The 19986-nt window shown below is 39.7% G+C and carries 18 protein-coding genes; 3 read left to right on the top strand and 15 right to left on the bottom strand.

Going from position 1 to position 19986, the window contains the following annotated elements:
* Positions 1 to 2 precede the first annotated feature (2 nt).
* Positions 3 to 836, bottom strand: coding sequence for a 5-dehydro-4-deoxy-D-glucuronate isomerase (kduI, locus tag DY200_RS01285; protein ID WP_115586616.1), 834 nt, complete (start codon positions 834 to 836; stop codon positions 3 to 5).
* Between the two features lie 514 nt (positions 837 to 1350).
* Here kduI and msrA point away from each other — a divergent pair.
* On the top strand, positions 1351 to 1857 hold the full coding sequence (msrA, locus tag DY200_RS01280) for a peptide-methionine (S)-S-oxide reductase MsrA (RefSeq protein ID WP_115586615.1): 507 nt from the start codon (positions 1351 to 1353) through the stop codon (positions 1855 to 1857).
* A 34-nt stretch (positions 1858 to 1891) separates the two neighbouring features.
* On the opposite strand, the gene DY200_RS01275 is transcribed toward msrA, so the two are convergent.
* From DY200_RS01275 to DY200_RS01250, 6 genes are read right to left on the bottom strand one after another with little or no spacing between them, the layout of a single operon-like run.
* Positions 1892 to 2692 carry a glycosyltransferase family 2 protein gene (locus tag DY200_RS01275; protein ID WP_115586614.1) on the bottom strand — a complete coding sequence of 267 codons (801 nt, stop codon included), beginning with the start codon at positions 2690 to 2692 and terminating at the stop codon, positions 1892 to 1894.
* Positions 2692 to 3573: a glycosyltransferase family 2 protein gene (locus DY200_RS01270; protein WP_115586613.1), complete on the bottom strand. Its 882-nt coding sequence runs from the start codon at positions 3571 to 3573 to the stop codon at positions 2692 to 2694. The genes DY200_RS01275 and DY200_RS01270 overlap by 1 nt, the downstream gene beginning before the upstream one ends.
* Positions 3566 to 4765 (bottom strand): hypothetical protein, encoded by a 1200-nt coding sequence (locus DY200_RS01265; protein ID WP_115586612.1) that lies wholly within the window; start codon positions 4763 to 4765, stop codon positions 3566 to 3568. The genes DY200_RS01270 and DY200_RS01265 overlap by 8 nt, the downstream gene beginning before the upstream one ends.
* Entirely contained in the window at positions 4766 to 5536 is a 771-nt protein-coding gene (locus tag DY200_RS01260; RefSeq protein ID WP_115586611.1) for a glycosyltransferase family 25 protein, read from the bottom strand.
* Positions 5533 to 6741 carry a lipopolysaccharide biosynthesis protein gene (locus DY200_RS01255; protein ID WP_115586610.1) on the bottom strand — a complete coding sequence of 403 codons (1209 nt, stop codon included), beginning with the start codon at positions 6739 to 6741 and terminating at the stop codon, positions 5533 to 5535. Before DY200_RS01255 ends, DY200_RS01260 begins: the two co-directional genes overlap by 4 nt.
* A complete protein-coding gene (locus DY200_RS01250) occupies positions 6719 to 7684 on the bottom strand; it encodes a polysaccharide pyruvyl transferase family protein (protein ID WP_012263070.1) in 966 nt (321 codons plus the stop codon). The genes DY200_RS01255 and DY200_RS01250 overlap by 23 nt, the downstream gene beginning before the upstream one ends.
* Before the next feature lie 155 nt (positions 7685 to 7839).
* On the opposite strand from DY200_RS01250, the gene DY200_RS01245 reads away from it, so the two are divergent.
* Positions 7840 to 8580, top strand: a complete 741-nt coding sequence (locus DY200_RS01245; protein ID WP_115586609.1) for a YdcF family protein — start codon at positions 7840 to 7842, stop codon at positions 8578 to 8580.
* Positions 8581 to 8662: 82 nt separating this feature from the next.
* Here the strand turns inward: DY200_RS01245 and priA are convergent, their stop codons facing one another.
* The 8 genes from priA to focA form a co-directional block, all read right to left on the bottom strand.
* Positions 8663 to 10879, bottom strand: coding sequence for a primosomal protein N' (gene priA, locus DY200_RS01240; RefSeq protein WP_244924165.1), 2217 nt, complete (start codon positions 10877 to 10879; stop codon positions 8663 to 8665).
* 58 nt (positions 10880 to 10937) lie between these two features.
* Positions 10938 to 11246, bottom strand: coding sequence for a nucleotidyltransferase family protein (locus tag DY200_RS01235; protein WP_115586607.1), 309 nt, complete (start codon positions 11244 to 11246; stop codon positions 10938 to 10940).
* Positions 11236 to 11676 carry an HI0074 family nucleotidyltransferase substrate-binding subunit gene (locus DY200_RS01230; protein WP_115586606.1) on the bottom strand — a complete coding sequence of 147 codons (441 nt, stop codon included), beginning with the start codon at positions 11674 to 11676 and terminating at the stop codon, positions 11236 to 11238. Before DY200_RS01230 ends, DY200_RS01235 begins: the two co-directional genes overlap by 11 nt.
* Before the next feature lie 67 nt (positions 11677 to 11743).
* The gene (locus DY200_RS01225; protein ID WP_115586605.1) at positions 11744 to 12901 is read right to left on the bottom strand and encodes a chorismate mutase; all 1158 of its coding nucleotides are present in this window, start codon (positions 12899 to 12901) and stop codon (positions 11744 to 11746) included.
* A 122-nt stretch (positions 12902 to 13023) separates the two neighbouring features.
* A complete protein-coding gene (prlC, locus tag DY200_RS01220) occupies positions 13024 to 15057 on the bottom strand; it encodes an oligopeptidase A (protein ID WP_115586604.1) in 2034 nt (677 codons plus the stop codon).
* 142 nt (positions 15058 to 15199) lie between these two features.
* Positions 15200 to 15937, bottom strand: coding sequence for a pyruvate formate lyase 1-activating protein (gene pflA / locus DY200_RS01215; protein ID WP_005597829.1), 738 nt, complete (start codon positions 15935 to 15937; stop codon positions 15200 to 15202).
* Between the two features lie 126 nt (positions 15938 to 16063).
* A complete protein-coding gene (gene pflB, locus DY200_RS01210) occupies positions 16064 to 18376 on the bottom strand; it encodes a formate C-acetyltransferase (RefSeq protein ID WP_115586603.1) in 2313 nt (770 codons plus the stop codon).
* Positions 18377 to 18468: 92 nt separating this feature from the next.
* Complete coding sequence (gene focA, locus DY200_RS01205) at positions 18469 to 19293, bottom strand: formate transporter FocA (protein ID WP_115586602.1); 825 nt, start codon at positions 19291 to 19293, stop codon at positions 18469 to 18471.
* A 205-nt stretch (positions 19294 to 19498) separates the two neighbouring features.
* On the opposite strand from focA, the gene DY200_RS01200 reads away from it, so the two are divergent.
* Entirely contained in the window at positions 19499 to 19981 is a 483-nt protein-coding gene (locus tag DY200_RS01200; RefSeq protein WP_115586601.1) for a YqaA family protein, read from the top strand.
* Positions 19982 to 19986 lie beyond the last annotated feature (5 nt).

Below are 19986 nucleotides of genomic sequence, written 5' to 3'. Positions count from 1 at the left end.
ATTTATTGAATATCGTTCATATCGACAAAGTCCATATCGTCGAAAGTTTGGTTTTCACCAATCATTCCCCATACAAAACTATAATTTTGTGTCCCACATCCGGAATGGATTGACCAACTTGGAGAAATAATCAGCTGTTTATCTCTTACAACAATATGTCTTGTTTCTTGAGGTTCTCCCAAGAAATGAAATACTACTTGTGATGGTTTTACATTAAAATAGAGGTAAGCTTCCATACGTCTTTCATGCGTATGTGCCGGCATAGTATTCCATATACTTCCTTCATCTAGATGAGTAATTCCCATACATAGTTGGCATGTATCTAAAACATCCGGATGTAAATATTGATTAATTACTCTTTTATTCGCATTTTCTTGACTGCCTAAAGGTACTTTACGAGCATCATTTTTCGTAATCAGCTTATTTGGATAAGAGTGATGAGCCGGAGCACTTAAACAATAAATATAAGCTTCGGAGTCTTCTAATGCTGTAAATTCAATATTCTCAGTACCCTTTCCTAAATAAAGTGCGTCAAGATATTCCAAAATGAACTCTCCTGAAGAACAGCTTACTTTTACTTTAGAGCCTAAATTTACGATTCCTAATTCTCTGCGTTCTAGAAAGTAATTAGTACCAAATGCTTTCTTATCAATTACATCATCTAGTTTAAGTACTGATTCAGGACAGGCTCCGATAGCAACTAATCTATCTATATGACTATATAAAATAGATATTTCCCCTTTTTTAAAAAGATCACTTTTTAAAAATTCTTTTCTTAAACGTTGGGTATCGTAATGCTTTGCATCATTTGGGTGAAAATTTTGATAAATATCCATAATTAACTCCTAGTAGTTTTTAATTTGAATTAATCGCAATTATAACTATGACTTTATCTGTTTCAATCTAATATTTCACAATTTGTGACATAGATCACTAAAAAAATTAAAACACTGTTTCATTAAATATTCTACTATTAATTTATTTAACAAATTAAGGTAAATAAGATATGAAAAATGATGTAGGTTTAGAAGAGATAAATCAAAGAAAAAGGACATAAAATAGGGGGTTATATGCCCTTATAAAATAACGATATAGAAGCCTTTCAATAGCTCAACCATTCTTTTAGGGAAAGCATTATGCTATCCCCATTGCGCTGGGTTGTAGAATGATAATAGACAAAATTAATATAGCCTTTCGGGATTACTTCTGCTTCCGATACTAATGAAATCATTAAGAAATAAAAAAGCCAAGAGCAACTAACACCTTGTACTCTCGGATAAATCACTATATGCTATGAAAACTTAATACAAGCGGTCTGATTCCGTGAAAATTTTACAAACAGGAGAAAATATGGCGAACATTCGAGAAATTTATTTGGCGGGCGGGTGCTTTTGGGGTACGGAAGCCTTTATGCAACGTATTAACGGAGTGCTTGATGCACAATCAGGTTATGCGAACGGCAATACTGAAAACCCGAGTTATCAAGAAGTGTGTGCCGGCAGCGGTCATGCGGAAGTAGTAAAAGTGACTTACGATGCGGATAAAATCAGCCTAGCAAAATTATTAGATTACTATTTTAAAGTGATTGATCCGGTAAGTGTAAACCAACAAGGTGCGGATAAAGGCATTCAATATCGTACCGGGATTTATTATGTTGATCCGCAAGACATACCTGTTATCAATCAAGCACTTGCCGATTTACAAGCACAATATGCAGAGCCGCTTGCGGTAGAAAATATGATGCTAGAACATTATTTCCCGGCGGAAGAATATCATCAAGATTATTTAGACAAGAATCCGAACGGTTATTGCCATATTGATTTGCAATTAATGAACGAGATTCTACGTAATCAATAAAAAATTAAGGCGTATCATTGGATACGCCTTTTTACTATTTTCGCATTAAACCGTAAATCGCTTTAAGAGCCGCAAGCGGTAAAATTCTCGGCAAACCTCGCATTAAGAAAATGACGAATCCGGTTAAAGGATCATGAATTTTACATTCGTTTTTCAGCTTCATTAAACGCCATTCGCTTTTGAAATAATTCCAACCGTGACGGCGGCTTACCATGCCGTTGCCTACTCGAGCATAGACTAATAAATCGGCTAAGTTCGCCACATTATTGCCGTTTGCCACCATTTTTACCCAAAGATTATAGTCTTCTTGTAAATCTTGATAACCGCCGCACGCTTGAACTGCGGATTTTTTATAAGCAACCGTCATATGATTAAACGGACAACGCAAGCGGGTAAATTTTACAATATCTTCCGCTTTAGTCGGTACATTTCGATAAGCAACAATATCTTGAATATTCTCTCCGAATTCGGCAATTTGTCCGCCAAAAATAATCGTATCCGGATTTTGCTCGATAAAAGCCACCTGTTTTTCAAAACGTTCCGGTAAGCAAATATCATCGGTATCCATACGAAAAACCCATTCGTGCGAGCAATAATTTAAGCCGTCGTTCAGGGTTTTACCTAAACCGCGATTTTGCTCAAAACGCACCGCTTTAATCGGAAGCTGTTGTTCGTATTCCACTACAATCGCATCTAATTCCGGTGTAACTTTTCCGTCAAATAACACCACGATTTCATCAGCCAGTCGAGTTTGTGCTTTTAAGCTGTCAAAACATTCTCTTAAAAACTGCGGATTTTCTTTGATATACAAAGACATTAAAACAGAGAATTTCATTAAATAAACCTTTTCATATTAATTGCCAATTTTGGCGAAATAAATGTAACCATTGCAATAATCAAATGTTTTAAGCTATGGCTACGTTTGAACATTTGCAAATAATAACTTGCCGCTTGACGAGAAAGATTCATTGCATAAGGGTAAGCTAAAATATACAGCGAGTTCATTGCAAAATTTGCCGCTTGAGTATCCGTTTGCACATATTTTTGTCGAATTGCCGCCAATGCCAATTCGGTATTAGTCGTATTGGTCGAAACGCTGGCACGTTTGGTATGAAAACCACAAATACTAAGCGGTTGATCGACAAATAAGGGCGAAAAATTCGGGTTGGATAATGCTTTCAATACAAACTCATAATCTTCCAACGATTTTAAATCGGTCGCTAAACCGCCCAATTCAAAAAAGAACGATTTTTTAATGCCTAACATCGGCATACCACCGATTTTATTAGCAAGTAATATCGCATCTAAATTCAATTTTTCACTTGGAAGCGGCTTCGTCACATAGCTGAATCCTTCGTTTACCATCAAACATTCTGCCGGATGGTAGATAAAATTTGCCTGTGGATGTTGTGCGATCTCTTGTGCTAAGACTTCACATTTTTGATCGGCAAAATGGTCGTCGTCGTCAAGGAATAGTAGCCATTCATAACTTGCGTGTTCCGCCCCAACATTACGGCTACCTGCCGCCCCTTTATTCGGATTATTACGGATCACTTTGACTGTAAAAGGATACGCTTGCGTTACCGTAACCGGTTGTTGAGAAAAATCATCGACGATAATCACTTCAAAATTTTGTAGCGTTTGTTTAGTCAAGCTTTCTAATAATGCCGGGATTTCTTGGTTACGATTGTAAGAAGGCACAATAATACTAAACATTTTTTGCCTCGCTATTTTTGTTAAAAAATACTTTAATTCGACCGCTTGTTCCGAACAAAGATAAGAACATTAACAAGACGAACATAATGCCCGGATAAGCGTAAGTATCCGCTTTAATATTCAATACGCTCAATAATGCTAAAGTGGAAAGCGTAAATTTCCAGCTGCCGTTTAACCAATTATCTGCCACTCGTTTAACAAAATATGCGGTAAAGATAAAGCACACGAAAATATAGCCGACACCGCCATATAATGCTTGGCGAATAAAGCCGGAATCCGAACCACCGTAATAACTGCCACCGTTTACATAATATTGACCGTCACCCATAATTAATTGCTTCACTTCCGGCATAAATAGATGCTTATTCATTAGCGTGTCGGTTGAAGAACTTAGGCGATCACCACCATTAATTAAGTTGATTACCGGTTCGAGGGCGTGTTCTACATAAGGGTGAGTCGGATAGTTATAAGCTAAAAACAACACAACCGCAGCAAACGCAATAACAGCCGTAAGGTAATGACGACGAAAATACAGTACTAAACTCACAATTGAAAACGTCAGGAACGTACGTCCGGCAATCAGCCCGATAAACAACAATAGAAATACGTAAACCGCATTTAATTTTTCCGTTTTATGATGATATGCCAATAAAAAATGCAGTAACAACATATAGAAAATACTTAACGGGAAAAATGCCGAAGACGTTAAGTTATATAAACGATATTCCTGCTCCGAACCGATAAAGCGGCTTAAATGTCCGCGCATTTCGGCATTAGTATTTAATGCCAATTCAATAAATAAGGCTATGCCCAATAATGCTAAGAAACCGATGGTTGCCTGTACACCGATTCCAATTTTCAGATCTCGAATTAAATGCGATTTTCCTTGTTCGGTTTGATAGAGCAGGTTGTAAATCACAATACCGAAAATAAAGGCAATCAATAATTTAACGTACATACTGATTACGCCTAACTCTCGCGTGCCGTTAATTAGCAGAGGAATAACCGATAAACCGATTAATGCGATACAAGCGATTAAGCTATCGACCGGTACTACGAAACTTTTTTGGGTTTTGTTATACCATTTATAGCCTAACCATAATAACGCTAAAAAGCCGGTTAATAAGCTCATTCGGACTACATGGAAAAACCACGGATCATAAATATAAAAAAGGTTAATCAATGCCGTCATTTATAAGTTTCTCTTAATCGCTAACAATTTTTTAAGCGGAAATTTTAATACTTTTTTGAACATATTATTTGAAATCGAACCGCGTAAGTTTTCCAAATTACTGACTAAATCCGGGTTCTCAATCGCCATCAGCGGACGAACGACTAAAGTATTAATCGCAAATTGCTGACCGAATAAAATGTAATCGTCCGCCAACCAAAACGGTAATGTCGCTGCTTTTTGTGCTAAAAACTTACGAGCGGTCGATTTTTTAATTAAATAAGCCACCGTGCCGGCAAAATAGTTTTTATACGGATAAGCATAACGATATTCGGTTTCGCCGATTTTCTTTTGCAGAAAACGAAAAGTAGTCGGATAGTTAATCGCTAATTCCGTATCATCAAAACTGAGAATTTTCGATTGACCGACTAATACGATATCCGCATTGAGCTTTTCATTAAGTAAAGCGGTCAAATTTTGCTGAAAATTCACCGCAAATAAACAGTCATCCTCACATACCAGTGCATAATCGTCTTCATTAATCATTTCGTCATTGACAATTAATTCGTACACACCTAAATGGCTCATCGTACAACCGATTTCACCTTTAGTGACTTTACGCCCGTAACGTTGTTCAAATTTAGCAAAGTCAAAACGCTGTTCAAGTTCGCTTTGCTCGACATTCATCGTATTAATTGCACTAAATACCGTAAAGTCGGCCGTATCCGCTTGGGAAAAGAAAAGCTCTCTGCGTTGTATGTCTTTATCGAGAGAGATAAGAAATTTTTTCATTTTGGTTCTACCGTAGTTTGTATTACAGGGTATTTAAAGTAGTAAATAATTGAAATTATCAGACGTGTTAAGCTACCGCCGATAAAGGCATACGCCACACCATATAACTGCTCATCACGCAGTAAATAGAATAATCCGACAAAGACTGCAATCGACAAAATTTGGCGGGTAAACAGCAAGACCTGTTTGCCTAACAGCAACATATTTTGCGAGAGAATCCAAGAAAGCCCGGCTAAGATAGAATTGATAATAAACCAAATCAATACGTCCGCCACTTCAACATATTTACTACTAAAGAAAAAGCTAATTACCGGCTCGGCAAGTAACGGTACTAACACAATTGCGCCGACACTCATTAAGGCAACAACAGCCAATACCGCTTTAATGCGGTTTAAATTATTCAATAATCCCGAATAATAGTAATCCGCCAACATATTGATAAATTTAGTCATCAGCGAATCGAAAGCGATACATACCGTATAAAGCCCGAGTACGTAATTACCCATAAACGCCATAATCAAAAATTTATCCAAGCTTGAAGTGGTAGCGCCGAAAATTTGTAATAAATTTTGCTTGCCCCAAGTTTTCAGGAAAAACTTACGATCAATTTCACTGACTTCATTCTTATTTTTAAAGGATTTATCGATTTTTGCCAGATAAAACAAACAAGCGATCGCTTGAATGGAACTGAATAAGATTAAAAGATAAAGTACGACCTTAAATTCCTGCTCGCCGAACAACCAATAAGCCGAGCCGTAAATCGCCACTAATAAAATCGGTTGTTGCAAAGTTAAGATACGATAAACTTTCATCTTCGGATCAATTTTACTTTTCTCCAAGGTCATTGTCAGAATTGCCGTCAGCACGACATTAATGATAAAAAGTCCATCGTAAGCGGTAAAATCAAACAGTAGCATTGCAACATTCGCCACAATCACGGCAAAAGCAAGAAAGGCAATAAAATAACGTTTCCAATGCAAATATTGTTTATTACGCATGGAAAGTGCTAATGCAAACCCAACCCCGCCGGTTGCAATCGTAACGACATAAGAAACGGCGGTAATAAACAACTGATGAGTACCGCGATCTTGTACCGAGAGCATATGCGCCAAAATAAAAGAACTTACCATGGTAAGCCCCATACTCAAGACGGTTACCGCAATCAGTTTAACCAGATTACCGCTAATGTTGATAGGTTTTGGCATAATCAATATCTTTTGTCCATTGGTTGTAATAACCGGTGTTTTTTCCGTAGGAGTTATCGCAAACTTCGTTCGGCAACCCTAATAAGCAGGAAAAAATATGCCCGTGTAAACGACTGGTCACAATGCGATCATAACCGAGGAACACGTCTTGACAGCGACGAATCACATCCAGTGCGTGTCGATACCACAAATCGTTAATTTTATTCTTCACAAAACCTAAATTGAATTTAGTTGCCAATTTTGATAAACGGCTGCACCATAATTCAAATTTAATATCGCTTGGTAACAGAATATCGTCCCAATCTTTTACGTGATCCAAGTTTGGTAATGTTGCTTGAACTTCCGCTTCAATATGGCTTTTTTCCACATCTTTACGCAAGAAATACAGCGTCTTACCCGAATGAGCGATTTCTTTCTGCGGCAAATGCCCGTAAAGCTGATGCGCCATATCCGGAGAAAGTTGCACTTTATCGGAGAAATGAGACTTCATCATTTCAAAGGTTTTAATATCACGCGCAAATAAATGGCAATCTTTGTGTGCGGCAAAAATTGCCGCCGATTTTTGCATTGCTTCTTGACTTGAAAAATGTGCGGTTTGCGGTAATAAAATAATGCGATTATTCGGAAAAGCTTTAACCAAATCTTCTCGCATTTTTTGAATAGAAGGATAAATATCGCCGAAATTACCGCCGCCGTGGCAAAGAATCGTTGAATTCGGCGTGACGAATTTTTTCGCTTCTTTCACATCAAAGCCTTGTAGGCTACGGCGAAGACGAATATTAAGATTATAGTCCTTAAAAAACTGTTCCGTACCGGCATAGATCAATAAATCCCCTACATTTAAATGCAGAGGATAGTCAAAATACAGTACATCATTTTTATCTAAAATGAGGGTTTCAATTTTTTGTAATTGTTGTTTTAGAGCTAAAAGTGTTTCGTTCATAAATAAAGCCTATTGAGTAAGACCGAGTTACTGGCAAATGTGGCATTTGGACAGAGTAAAATGCGGCAAGTTCCACTCAAAAACTTAAGAAAAATAAAGTGTGCATTCTATCAATAAATCAAGCAAAATACGCAAAAATTTTTAGAGGCTTTCTTATGTTTTATCTCGGCAAAATTCTGACCGCTATCGCACTTCCGCCCTTTAATATTGCGGTTATTTGGCTTTTTTCATTAATTTGCTATTGGTTGAATTTAAAAAAAATCAGCTACGGTTTAGCTTTTTTAGGTATCGGTTCGCTTTATCTGTTCAGCACCCCTTATGTCGCAACCAAATTAACCGATTCGCTTGTCACTGAAGACAATCTGACTTTAGAAGATTATAAAAAAGCGCAAGCGATTGTAGTATTAGGCGGCGGTGTGCGAGATAGCAAAGAAATCTATAACCCAATCGCCGTCGGCAATCAGGCATTAGAGCGAATGCGTTACGCCGCTTATTTGCAAAAAGAAACGCAGCTACCGCTACTGATTACCGGTAGTAGCCCGAACGGCACGTCCGAAGCTAAAACCATGGCGAATGAGTTTCAGTATTTCTTCGGCGTACCGACTCAATGGCTGGAAGAAAAAGCCAAAACCACCAAAGAAAACGCTCAATTTTCACGTGAGCTATTAGCGAAAGAGGGTATTAATAAGATTATTTTAGTCACCAATCAATGGCATATGAAACGTGCCAAAATGTTATTTGAAAAACAAGGATTTGAAGTGCTTCCGGCGAGTATAGGACACGGCGTAACCCCAAAAGAATACATTAATTTTGCCTATTTTATTCCGCAATCCGGTGCAATGGACAGCATAATGCTTTCTTTAAAAGAATGGCTAGGCTATTGGAAAGAAAAATAACATACATTATTAAGCGGTCTGATTTTCGTTATTTTTTGTAAAAAATATGGAAAATCAGACCGCTTGTTGTATGAATCCGTTGTTAGCCGATTTCTTGCGGATCAATATCTAAGGTTAAACGAATATTATTTTGTAAGCCTAAATTGGCTTTATCCAAATCAAATTGATCGATCAACTGTTGTAATATGCCTCTTGAGCGATGTTGAATTAATAACAGCCAGCGATAATGCCCTGCTTTTTTTGCCATCGGGGCGGAAAAAGGCGGTAGAAGCTGGATATCTTGCAAACCGAGTTCCGTACATTTTTGCTGAAAATAAGCGGTCAAATTTTGCAAAAGATTTACTACTTGCTGATTATCTTTGCCGGTTGCTCGTAGCAATACTTGCGCAGCAAACGGCGGCAAGCCCATCACTTTACGCATTTTTAACGCTTCTTGTGCAAACGCCAAATAACCTTGTTCTAACAAAGTCTTGAGCAACGGATGTTCCGGATAATGCGTTTGTAACACCACTTCGCCCTGCTTTTCCTCCCGTCCGGCACGTCCTGCCACTTGCACATAAAGCTGTGCCAAACGTTCTTCCGCACGGAAATCGGTCGAAAACAATGCCGAATCCACATTTACAATCGCCACCAATGTAACATTCGGGAAATGATGCCCTTTCGCTAACATTTGCGTACCGATCAGGATTTGGCTTTTACCTTCTCGGATATCATTTAAGTGATTTTCCAATGCTCCTTTACGAGTGGTGGAATCTCGGTCGATACGGCTAATTTGGTAAGTTGGGAATTGCTCACTTAACACTTGCTCCAACTGCTCCGTCCCCACTCCGGTGGTAATCAGATTGGTTGAGCCGCAATGCCCGCACTGGCGAGGGATCACTCGCTGTGAAGCACAATGATGACAACGCAAGATTTTCTGTTTCTGATGATAAGTGTAAGGCTTTTCACAAGCGTTACATTCACACATCCAGCCACACTCATGGCAGAGCAAAACCGGCGCAAAGCCGCGGCGATTTAAAAACAACATCACCTGATTGCCTTGCTCTAAATGCTGTTTCATCATCGCTAATAAGCGGTCGGAAAGTCCGGCGGTAATACGCTGCGTTTTTAAATCAATCAGTTGCTGTTTCGCCTGTTGAGCATTACCGGCACGGGCAGTTAAAGATAGTTCGATAAACTTGCCGTTTTGAGCATTCTGCACGCTTTCTAAGCTTGGCGTTGCAGATCCTAAAATAATCGGAATATGTAAATTTTTTGCCCGTAAAATTGCCAAATCTCTTGCGTGATAACGCCAGCCGTCTTGTTGTTTGAAAGAACTATCGTGTTCTTCATCAATAATGATTAAACCCAATTTCTCAAACTGGCTGAACAATGCCGAACGCGTGCCGATGATAATCGCACTTTCACCGTTTTTTGCTCGCAACCAAGCATTCAAGCGCTCGGTTTCATTCATATTCGAATGCAGCACGTCAATTTCAACATTAAAACGGGCTTTAAATCGTTGTACCGTTTGCGGGGTCAGTCCGATTTCCGGCACTAACACCAATACTTGCTCGCCTCGCTTTAACACCTCTTCGATCACTTGCAAATACACTTCGGTTTTGCCCGAACCGGTTACGCCATTTAATAAAAAAGCTTCGAAACCGTTTTGTACCGTTAAACGGCTCACCACTAAGCTTTGCTGTTTATTCAACACTAATCGATTATGTAAGTTTACAAGCGGTCGATTTTGCAATTTTTTTTGCCAATGTTGCGGCTCAAACGGCACATTAACCGGTTCGATATAGTTTTTTTCCAATAGCCCTTTCCAAGCCGATTGACTACAAGCGGCCGGTTTTTCAAAAAAATTTGCAATTTCTGCCAGTTTCGCCAGTAAATCTTGCTGTTTTTTGGCCCGCTTGTTCTCACCCGAGAGCAATGCTGCTCGCCCTGCCTCAGTAACAGTAAAGTAATCCGGTTGCGATCTTTCGGTACTATCGCCGTTACGTAATTTAACCGGCAAAGCATTGATCGCCACTTCGCCGATAGGCGCATGATAATAACGAGCCGCCCAACGAAGCAGTGTCCAAATTTCTTCGTCAAAGATCGGTTCTAAATCTAATACCGCTTTAATCGGTTTTAGCTTATCTTCAGGCACATCGCTTGTTTCAGGGAAATCCACCGCCACGCCGATTTTCGTTTGATTACCGAAAGGCACTTCAACACGCACGCCTTTGACCGCCGACAAAAAAGGCGGCAGTAAATAATCAAAATAACGATGTAACGGCACGGGTAATGCCACTCTAACTAACTTCGACATAAAACTAAAAAATGAGAGAGCAATAGATTAAAATCTATCACTCTCGTAGGTTATGGGTTTATTGAATCACAACATAACGTTGCTGAATAATCTTCCTGAAGCTTTCGCTTGTGTTTGCCCAATCGACAATATCGACTTTCCACACTAAATCCGATTTTGAAAAGGCTTCTCGCAAATGATCACTTTCTAAAAAAGTTAAGGGTGTATCCGTAATAATGGCAAGATCAAGATCGGAATATTTTTTAGCAGTGCCCTTGACTCGTGAACCGAACGCCCATACCGCTAAATTCGGTACATATTTTTGTAGAATTTCTTTTACGATGCGTAATTCTTCAGGCTGAATATCAAGGCTGTAATCACTTATCATCTTGGTTTCTCCGGCGTAATTGCTCTACTAAAAAACGGCTTTGTTCAAGAAAATCACTTATTCGGCTATAAACGGCATCCGCTTTTTGCTGGTCATAAGTGTGCGAAGTGATATTGTGCATATCTCGATACTCCACCCACTTGCTCATATCATTGATTATTCCTAAACGTAACGCTTCACGTAAAATATCTTTGAAACCGTATCCACCGACATCATCGTTATTAATCGCTTCTTGTTGTAATTGGCGTTTCATCATTTTTAAACTGAGTTCATAAACGAATTCGAATTTCTGAATCGCACCGGCAATTAAGGTATCTTGAACAATCCATTTTTGTTGAGTAAACCACGCTAAATCCGAAAGCTGTTTAATGGTTTCTTCTAATGAATAAAATGCATCTTCCAACGTATCTATCTTTAAACGATCTACCATAACAATCTCTCCTTAACCATTTATTCCGCTAAGAATTTGCAAAAAAATCTTAAAATTTAACCGCTTGTTACAGCTTTACCGGCTCAATAATTTCACTCGGGTAACAGCCTAATACTTTGATATAGCTGGTTACGTTTTCCAATGCTTTTAACGCTTGTTGCGTATTTTCGGAATGAATATTCGCTTGTAATTCTATATAGAACATCTCTTCCCAAGGCTTACCGTAAATCGGACGAGATTCCAATTTGGTCATGCGGATTTGATGCTGTTTAAACACCATCAACGCATCCGCTAATGCACCGGCTTGTTGAGATGTGGTCATCAGTAATAACGTTTTTGTTTGTACTTGCGGCGAAACGTTAATCGCTTGTTTTGCCACTACGATAAAGCGCGTGATATTATTCTGTTGGTTGGCAATATCGGTTTTGATATTGGTTAAACCGTAGAGCTTTCCGCCGTCCTCATTGCCTAATGCGACAATATTCGGCTTATTCAAACGAGCGACCATCTGCATGGCGTGCGAGCTGCTTTCACAATATTTGATATGGACTTTATTCAGACTTTGAATAAACTGGCTGCATTGTTGAATCACTTGCGGGTGACTGTACAAAGTATCAATTTCAGCAAGATCAATATTGCCGTTTGCCAGTACGCAATGTTTAATCGGATAAGCCAATTCACCGACCACCGCCAAATCGGTATGTTGCAGTAAATCATATACGTCATTGATTGAACCTGATGTGGTGTTTTCAAGCGGAAGTACACCGAATTCGGCTTCACCCTCACTCACCTTATCAAACACTTGTTGGAACGAATCACAGCTCAATTCAATTAAAGAACCTTGATATTTTTTCGCAAATTGACGAGACGCCATATTGGAATAAGAACCGCGCATACCTAGGAAGGCAATCGATACATTTTGTTCTTTTTGCGCGTTTAATTTATTTTGCAGATAATTTTGCTGAGTCAGCACCGAATCTTCGATAATACGCTGGAATATTTGTGTGACATATTGCGGATCTAATTGATAATTTTCCGCTTCGGCATGGCTCACCAATGCTTGTAATAACGCTTTTTCCCGTTCGATATCACGTAACGGCTTTTGTGTGATTTCTTTGCTACGCACCACATCAAAAGCGAGACGATGACGCTCGGCAAGTAATTTGAGTAAATGGCGGTCAAGTTGGGTAATTTGTTGGCGGATATCGGATAAATCTAAAGACATTGTGTTTTCTCTTAATTATTTGATTTATCAAGATTATAGCGATTTAGTCGATAAAAAAAAGATAAGCGGTCGAATTTGCAAGATTTTTTGCAAATTTGACCGCTTGTAAGAATGGAGCGGGGTTAGTTCGCAATACCTTTATGGCGTAATAAAGCGTCTAAGGTTGGCTTGCGACCGCGGAAGCGTTCAAACAATACCATCGGTTCTTCCGAACCGCCGCGAGTCAGAATATTATCTAAATAAGATTGACCGGTAACTCGGTTGAAAATACCGTCTTCTTCAAATTTAGCAAAGGCATCCGCCGATAATACTTCCGCCCATAAGTAGCTGTAATAACCTGCTGCATAGCCACCTGCGAAAATATGGCTAAAGCTATGCGGTGTACGTACCCATTCAGGTGTGCGAACCACGGCAACATCCGCTTTTACTGCTTTTAAGGTATCTAATACCAGGTCTTCACGAGGCTGTGCCAAATGCAAGCGGAAATCGAATAAACCGAATTCTAGCTGTCTTAGTACAAACATTGCCGCTTGGAAGTTTTTCGCTTTGAGTAACTGAGTTAATTTATCTTTCGGTAACGGTTCACCGGTTTGATAATGCCCCGAAATAAATTCAAGCGCTTCCGCTTCCCAACACCAGTTTTCTAAGAATTGGCTTGGTAATTCCACTGCATCCCACGGTACACCGTTGATTCCGGCAACATCACCAATATCAATTTGAGTGAGCATATGGTGGATACCGTGACCAAACTCATGGAATAAGGTAGTAACTTCATCATGCGTAAACAGCGCCGGCTTATCACCAATTGGTTTATTAAAGTTACAAGTTAAGTATGCTACCGGTTTTTGTAACGAACCGTCCGCTAAACGTTTTTGGTTGATACAATCGTCCATCCATGCACCGCCACGTTTATTTTCACGTGCGTATAAATCTAAATAGAATGAACCGCGTTCTTCGTTTTGCTCATCGTAAATTTGGAAGAATCGCACGTCTTCATGCCAAGTATCAATCCCAAATTTTTCTTCGATACGTAAGCCGAAAATACGTTTCATTAATTCAAATAAGCCTGAAAGTACGCGATCTTCCGGGAAATACGGGCGAAGTTCTTCATCATTGATCGCATATAACGCTTGTTTTTGTTTTTCGCTATAGAATGCAATATCCCACGGCTGAAGTTCGGTTACACCGTATTCCTGCTCAACAAAAGCGTGTAATTCCGCTAATTCTTTTTCGCCTTGTGCTTTTGAACGTTTGGCTAAATCTTCTAAGAAATCCACCACTTGCTGCGGATTTTCCGCCATTTTCGTAGCAAGAGAAAGATCAGCGTAAGTTTCAAACCCTAATAACTGCGCCATTTCTAAGCGTAATTTGAGTTTTTCATCAATATTTGCCGAGTTGTCCCATTTACCCGCATTTGAACCTTGATCGGAAGCACGAGTTGCATATTCTTTATAAATTGCCGCACGTAATTCACGGTTTTCGCAGTAAGTGAGTACCGGATAGTAACTTGGGAACTCCAAAGTAAAACGATAGCCTTTTTGACCTTTGCTTTCTGCAGAAAGTTTTGCCGCTTCTAAAGCGGATTCAGGTAAGCCTTTGAGCTGTGCTTCGTCTGTGATCACGATATCCCAACCCATGGTCGCATCCAATACATTGTTACTGAATTGTGAGCTGAGTTCCGATAAACGAGCGGACACTTCGCCATAGCGTTTTTGTTTATCCGCCGGTAATGAAATCCCCGAAAGCTCAAAATCACGTAGGCTGTTTTCAATCGCTTTTTTCTGTACAAGCGAATAGCTCTCGAATTCCGGTGAGTTTTTCAGTTTTACATAACCTTGATACAAACCTTGGTGTTGTCCCGCCCAAGTGCTGTATTCAGAAAGTAGCGGCAAGCAGGCTTGGTATGCTTCACGCAATTCCGGTGAGTTTTTCACGCCGTTTAAATGACCGACAGGCGACCACGCACGCGCAAATTTATCGCCGGCAATCGCTTGCGGCATATAGAAATTTTCCCAAGTCGGGTTTTCGATTCGGGCAACTTGTTCAATGGTATCACGACATTCTTTGATTACTGCTTCTACCGCAGGCTGGATATGTTCCGGTTTAATTTGTGAAAATGCAGGTAAACCGGTGTAATTTAAAAGAGGATTAGACATTGTTTATTAATTCCTTTTGTTTAGTCAAAAAGTTCTCTTATGATTGGGTTAAGGAAGGAAAAGATCAAGTCTTTCAAGTAAAAAGCGGTCGAATTCAGCCTATTTTTTACAAAAAACAGATTAAATTCGACCGCTTGTACGATTAGTATTTTACGGTATGACCGTAACTTTCAATAATCGCTTTTAAGCGATCCATCGTTTCTTTCGGCGGCGGTAATACGCCTTCCAATTCATATTTATAACCGAGCGTTTCCCATTTATGCGCGCCTAAACGGTGATATGGCAGTAACTCGACTTTCTCAATATTTTGCATACCTTGGATAAATTGTCCTAAGCGGTGTGCGGAATCATCGTCATCGGTATAGCCCGGCACAACAACATAACGAATCCAAGTGCGTTTATTTAATTTTTGTAGGTAACGAGCAAAATCAAGCGTACGTTTATTGGATACGCCGATTAAATCTTGGTGGATTTCATCATTTAGCTGTTTTAAGTCGAGCATCACTAAATCCGTCACTTCAAGCATTTCATCAACTACCGGGCTATAGTGACGAACAAAACCGTTAGTATCCAAACAAGTGTCAATGCCTTCCGCTTTACAGGCTCTAAACCAATCTCGCACAAACTCCATTTGTAACACGGCTTCGCCGCCGGATGCAGTTACACCGCCGCCGGTCGCTTTCATAAAATGCTTGTAGGTTACCACTTCTTTCATCAGATCTTCGACACTGATTTCTTTACCGCCGTCAAGATCCCACGTATCACGATTATGGCAGTATTTACAACGCATTAAACAACCTTGTAAAAATAGAATAAAGCGGATTCCCGGACCATCAACCGTGCCGCAAGATTCGTATGAGTGATAGCGAGCAATAGACATATATGATTCCTTCAGTAGCAAATATAAATTCGTTGTAATTATTTTAACAGAATATCAATAAAGAAGCGGTCGGATTCCGCAAAATTTTTGCAAAATCCGACCGCTTTAAAAGGTCAATGTGAGGGATTACATTGATTCGGTAAATGTACGAGTAATTACGTCCATTTGTTGCTCTTTAGTTAAAGAGTTGAAACGTACCGCATATCCGGATACACGAATGGTTAATTGCGGATATTTTTCCGGATGCTCAACCGCATCTAATAATGTTTCACGGTTTAATACGTTTACGTTTAAGTGCTGACCGCCTTCAACAGTTGCTTCGTGGTGGAAGTAACCGTCCATTAGACCTGCAAGGTTACGTTTTTGTGCTTCGTAATCTTTACCTAATGCGTTTGGTACGATTGAGAAGGTATATGAAATACCGTCTTTCGCATACGCAAACGGAAGTTTTGCAACAGAAGTTAATGACGCAACCGCACCTTTTTGGTCACGACCGTGCATTGGGTTTGCACCCGGGCCGAACGGCGCACCAGCACGACGACCATCAGGCGTATTACCGGTTTTCTTACCGTAAACCACGTTAGAAGTGATAGTAAGTACTGATTGTGTCGGAGTCGCATTGCGGTAAGTTTTGTGCGTTTGGATTTTTTTCATGAAACGTTCAACTAAGTCACAAGCGATTTCATCTACACGGTTATCGTTGTTACCGAATTGCGGATATTCGCCTTCGATTTCGAAGTCTAACGCGACGTTTGTAGCGACTACGTTACCGTCTTTATCTTTGATATCGCCGCGAACCGGTTTCACTTTTGCATATTTGATTGCAGATAATGAGTCAGCCGCAACGGAAAGACCTGCGATACCGCACGCCATTGTACGGAATACGTCACGATCGTGGAATGCCATTAATGCGGCTTCATAGCTGTATTTATCGTGCATAAAGTGGATGATATTTAATGCGGTCACATATTGTGTCGCTAACCAATCCATGAAGTGATCCATACGAGCCATTACATCGTCGAAGTTTAAGTATTCGTCTGTAATCGGTGCTGTTTTCGGACCGACTTGCATACCTGATTTTTCATCGATACCGCCGTTGATTGCGTATAACATTGTTTTCGCTAAGTTTGCACGCGCACCGAAGAATTGCATTTGTTTACCGACAACCATCGGAGATACGCAACATGCGATTGCATAGTCGTCGTTATCGAAATCAGGACGCATTAAGTCATCGTTTTCGTATTGTACTGATGAAGTATCGATTGATACTTTCGCACAATAACGTTTGAAACCGTCCGGTAATTGTTCAGACCAAAGGATAGTTAAGTTCGGTTCCGGTGACGGACCCATTGTGTAAAGGGTATTTAAGATACGGAAGCTGTTTTTGGTTACTAATGTACGACCGTCTAAGCCCATACCTGCTAACGTTTCAGTTGCCCACATTGGGTCGCCTGAGAATAATTGATCGTATTCAGGTGTACGTAAGAAACGAACCATACGTAATTTCATTACTAAATGGTCGATTAACTCTTGTGCTTCTTCTTCTGTGATTTTACCTGCTTTTAAGTCACGTTCGATATAGATATCTAAGAATGAAGATACACGACCGAATGACATTGCCGCACCGTTTTGTGATTTAACCGCAGCAAGGTATGCGAAGTAAGTCCATTGAACCGCTTCTTGTGCGGTTTCCGCCGGACGAGAAACGTCGAAACCGTATGATGCGGCCATTTGTTTGATTTGACCTAATGCACGGTGTTGTTCTGCGATTTCTTCACGTAATTGAATTGTGGCTTGGATATCTTCACCCGCTTCTAAACGAGGTTGTAATGAAGCAAATTGTTTTTGCTTGTCTTTCATTAAGAAATCCGCACCGTACACGGCTAAACGACGGTAGTCACCGATAATACGACCACGACCGTAAGCATCCGGAAGACCGGTAATTACACCTGATTTACGGCAACGTAAAATATCCGGCGTATAAACATCGAACACACCTTGGTTATGTGTTTTACGATATTCGGTAAAGATTTTTTCTACTTCAGGGTTTAAGGTACGACGATAAACATCGCAAGAACCTTTAACCATTTTGATACCGCCGAACGGGATGATCGCACGTTTTAACGGCGCATCAGTTTGAAGACCTACGATTTTCTCTAAAGCTTGATCGATATAACCCGCTTTGTGAGAAGTAATCGTTGATGGAATGTCGCAATCAATATCGTACGGTTCGTGAGTTTTGTTCTCAACTTTAATTTTTTCCATCACTTCTTCCCATAACTTAGTTGTCGCAGCGGTTGCGCCAGCTAAGAAAGACTCGTCGCCTTCATACGGAGTATAGTTTTTTTGGATAAAATCACGTACGTTTACTTCAGTTTGCCAGTCGCCACCAGTAAACCCTGCCCATGCTTTTTGTTGAGCTTCAGTTAGTTGAGTCATTTTAAGTCCTCTATTTGTTAGTAAATTAAGCTGTACAAGCGGTCGTTTTTGCAAAAAATTCCCCAAATAAAACCGCTTAAATTGAAATTATGTTAGTGCTTACGGATATATAAGAACCACTGCACTAAGCCGATGAAAAATACCCCGCCGACAATATTACCGAATGTCACCGGAATTAAATTTTTCACAATAAAATGATATAAATCTAAATCTGCGAATTGTGCCGGATCAACGTTAATTGCCGTCCAAAATTCAGGTGAGGCAAAATGTGCAATCATCATCCCCATCGGGATCATAAACATATTTGCCACGCAGTGTTCGAAACCTGATGAAACGAATAATGCAATCGGCATAATCATAATAAACGCTTTGTCCGTTAGGCTTTTTCCTGCATTTGCCATCCATACCGCAAGACACACCATCATGTTACATAAAATGCCGAGGGTAAAAGCCTCCATCCAAGTATGATGGATTTTATGTTGTGCCGTTTTAAGAATGGTTAAGCCCCATTGACCGTTCGCCGCCATAATTTGACCGGAAAGCCAAATCAAAACCACTACGCTTAAACCGCCGATAAAATTACCGCCGTACACAATGCACCAGTTTTTAAACATTTGAAACCAAGTAATACGATGCGTCGCTTTCGCTACTGCGGTTAATGTCGATGAGGTAAATAATTCCGCACCGAATACCACGCATAGGATAACGCCTAATGAGAAAACCGTACCGCCGACCAATTTCGCCATCCCCCACGGCATATCCGCCGAACCGGTTTGCGTTGTAGTGTAAAATACGAATGCAAGTCCGATAAAACCGCCTGCTAAAATTGCGGAGATGAAAGAATATAATTGATGTTTAGTCGCTTTATAAACTGCACCGTCTTCAGCGATTTTTGCCATTTCAGCAGGAGAAAACATTTATAACCCTTAAATATAAATTTGAAAAATTACAGAAATTGTTGAGAATTATAGACCTGTTACCTCAATCCCTCAAAACAAAATTGTCATTATATTGAGGTAAATCAAAAGCACTTTTTGATACAGATCAAATTGAAACTAAACCTCAAACTTTTGTTAAAATAATTAGTTCGGATATTTAACAAAAAAATTACAAAAAACCAGTATGGCGGATTACATAACTTCTTTATTGAGTTTATTCTTTTCGGAAGAAAATCAAATGTTCACAATGTTTCTAAGCGCATTTTTAAGTGCGACGGTGTTACCGGGTAATTCCGAAATTATTTTTACCACTTTGGCAACGCAAATCAGTCTAACAAACAGCGATTTATTTTCCGCTCAGATGCTTTGGCTACTGAGTGTCGCCACGCTCGGTAACAGCCTTGGCAGTTCCGTTACTTATGCGATGGGCTTACTGATTCCGAAACCGCTGGATTTAAAAAATAAATCCGCTCGATGGGCATTAGCGTTATGCGAAAAATACGGTGTATTTGCGTTATTGTTAAGTAGCTTACCGATTATCGGCGATCTGCTATGCGGTATTGCCGGTTGGTTACGCTTTAACTTATGGCAATCCTTAATTTTTATCTGTTTGGGAAAATTTATACGTTATTTAATTTTACTTTTTGCTCTCTCGCCTTGGTTTTAAGACCA

The organism is Actinobacillus lignieresii (assembly GCF_900444945.1).
GTDB lineage: Bacteria > Pseudomonadota > Gammaproteobacteria > Enterobacterales > Pasteurellaceae > Actinobacillus > Actinobacillus lignieresii.
Note: the sequence above shows the minus strand (reverse complement) of the source record. Positions and strands in the feature narration are given on the sequence as shown.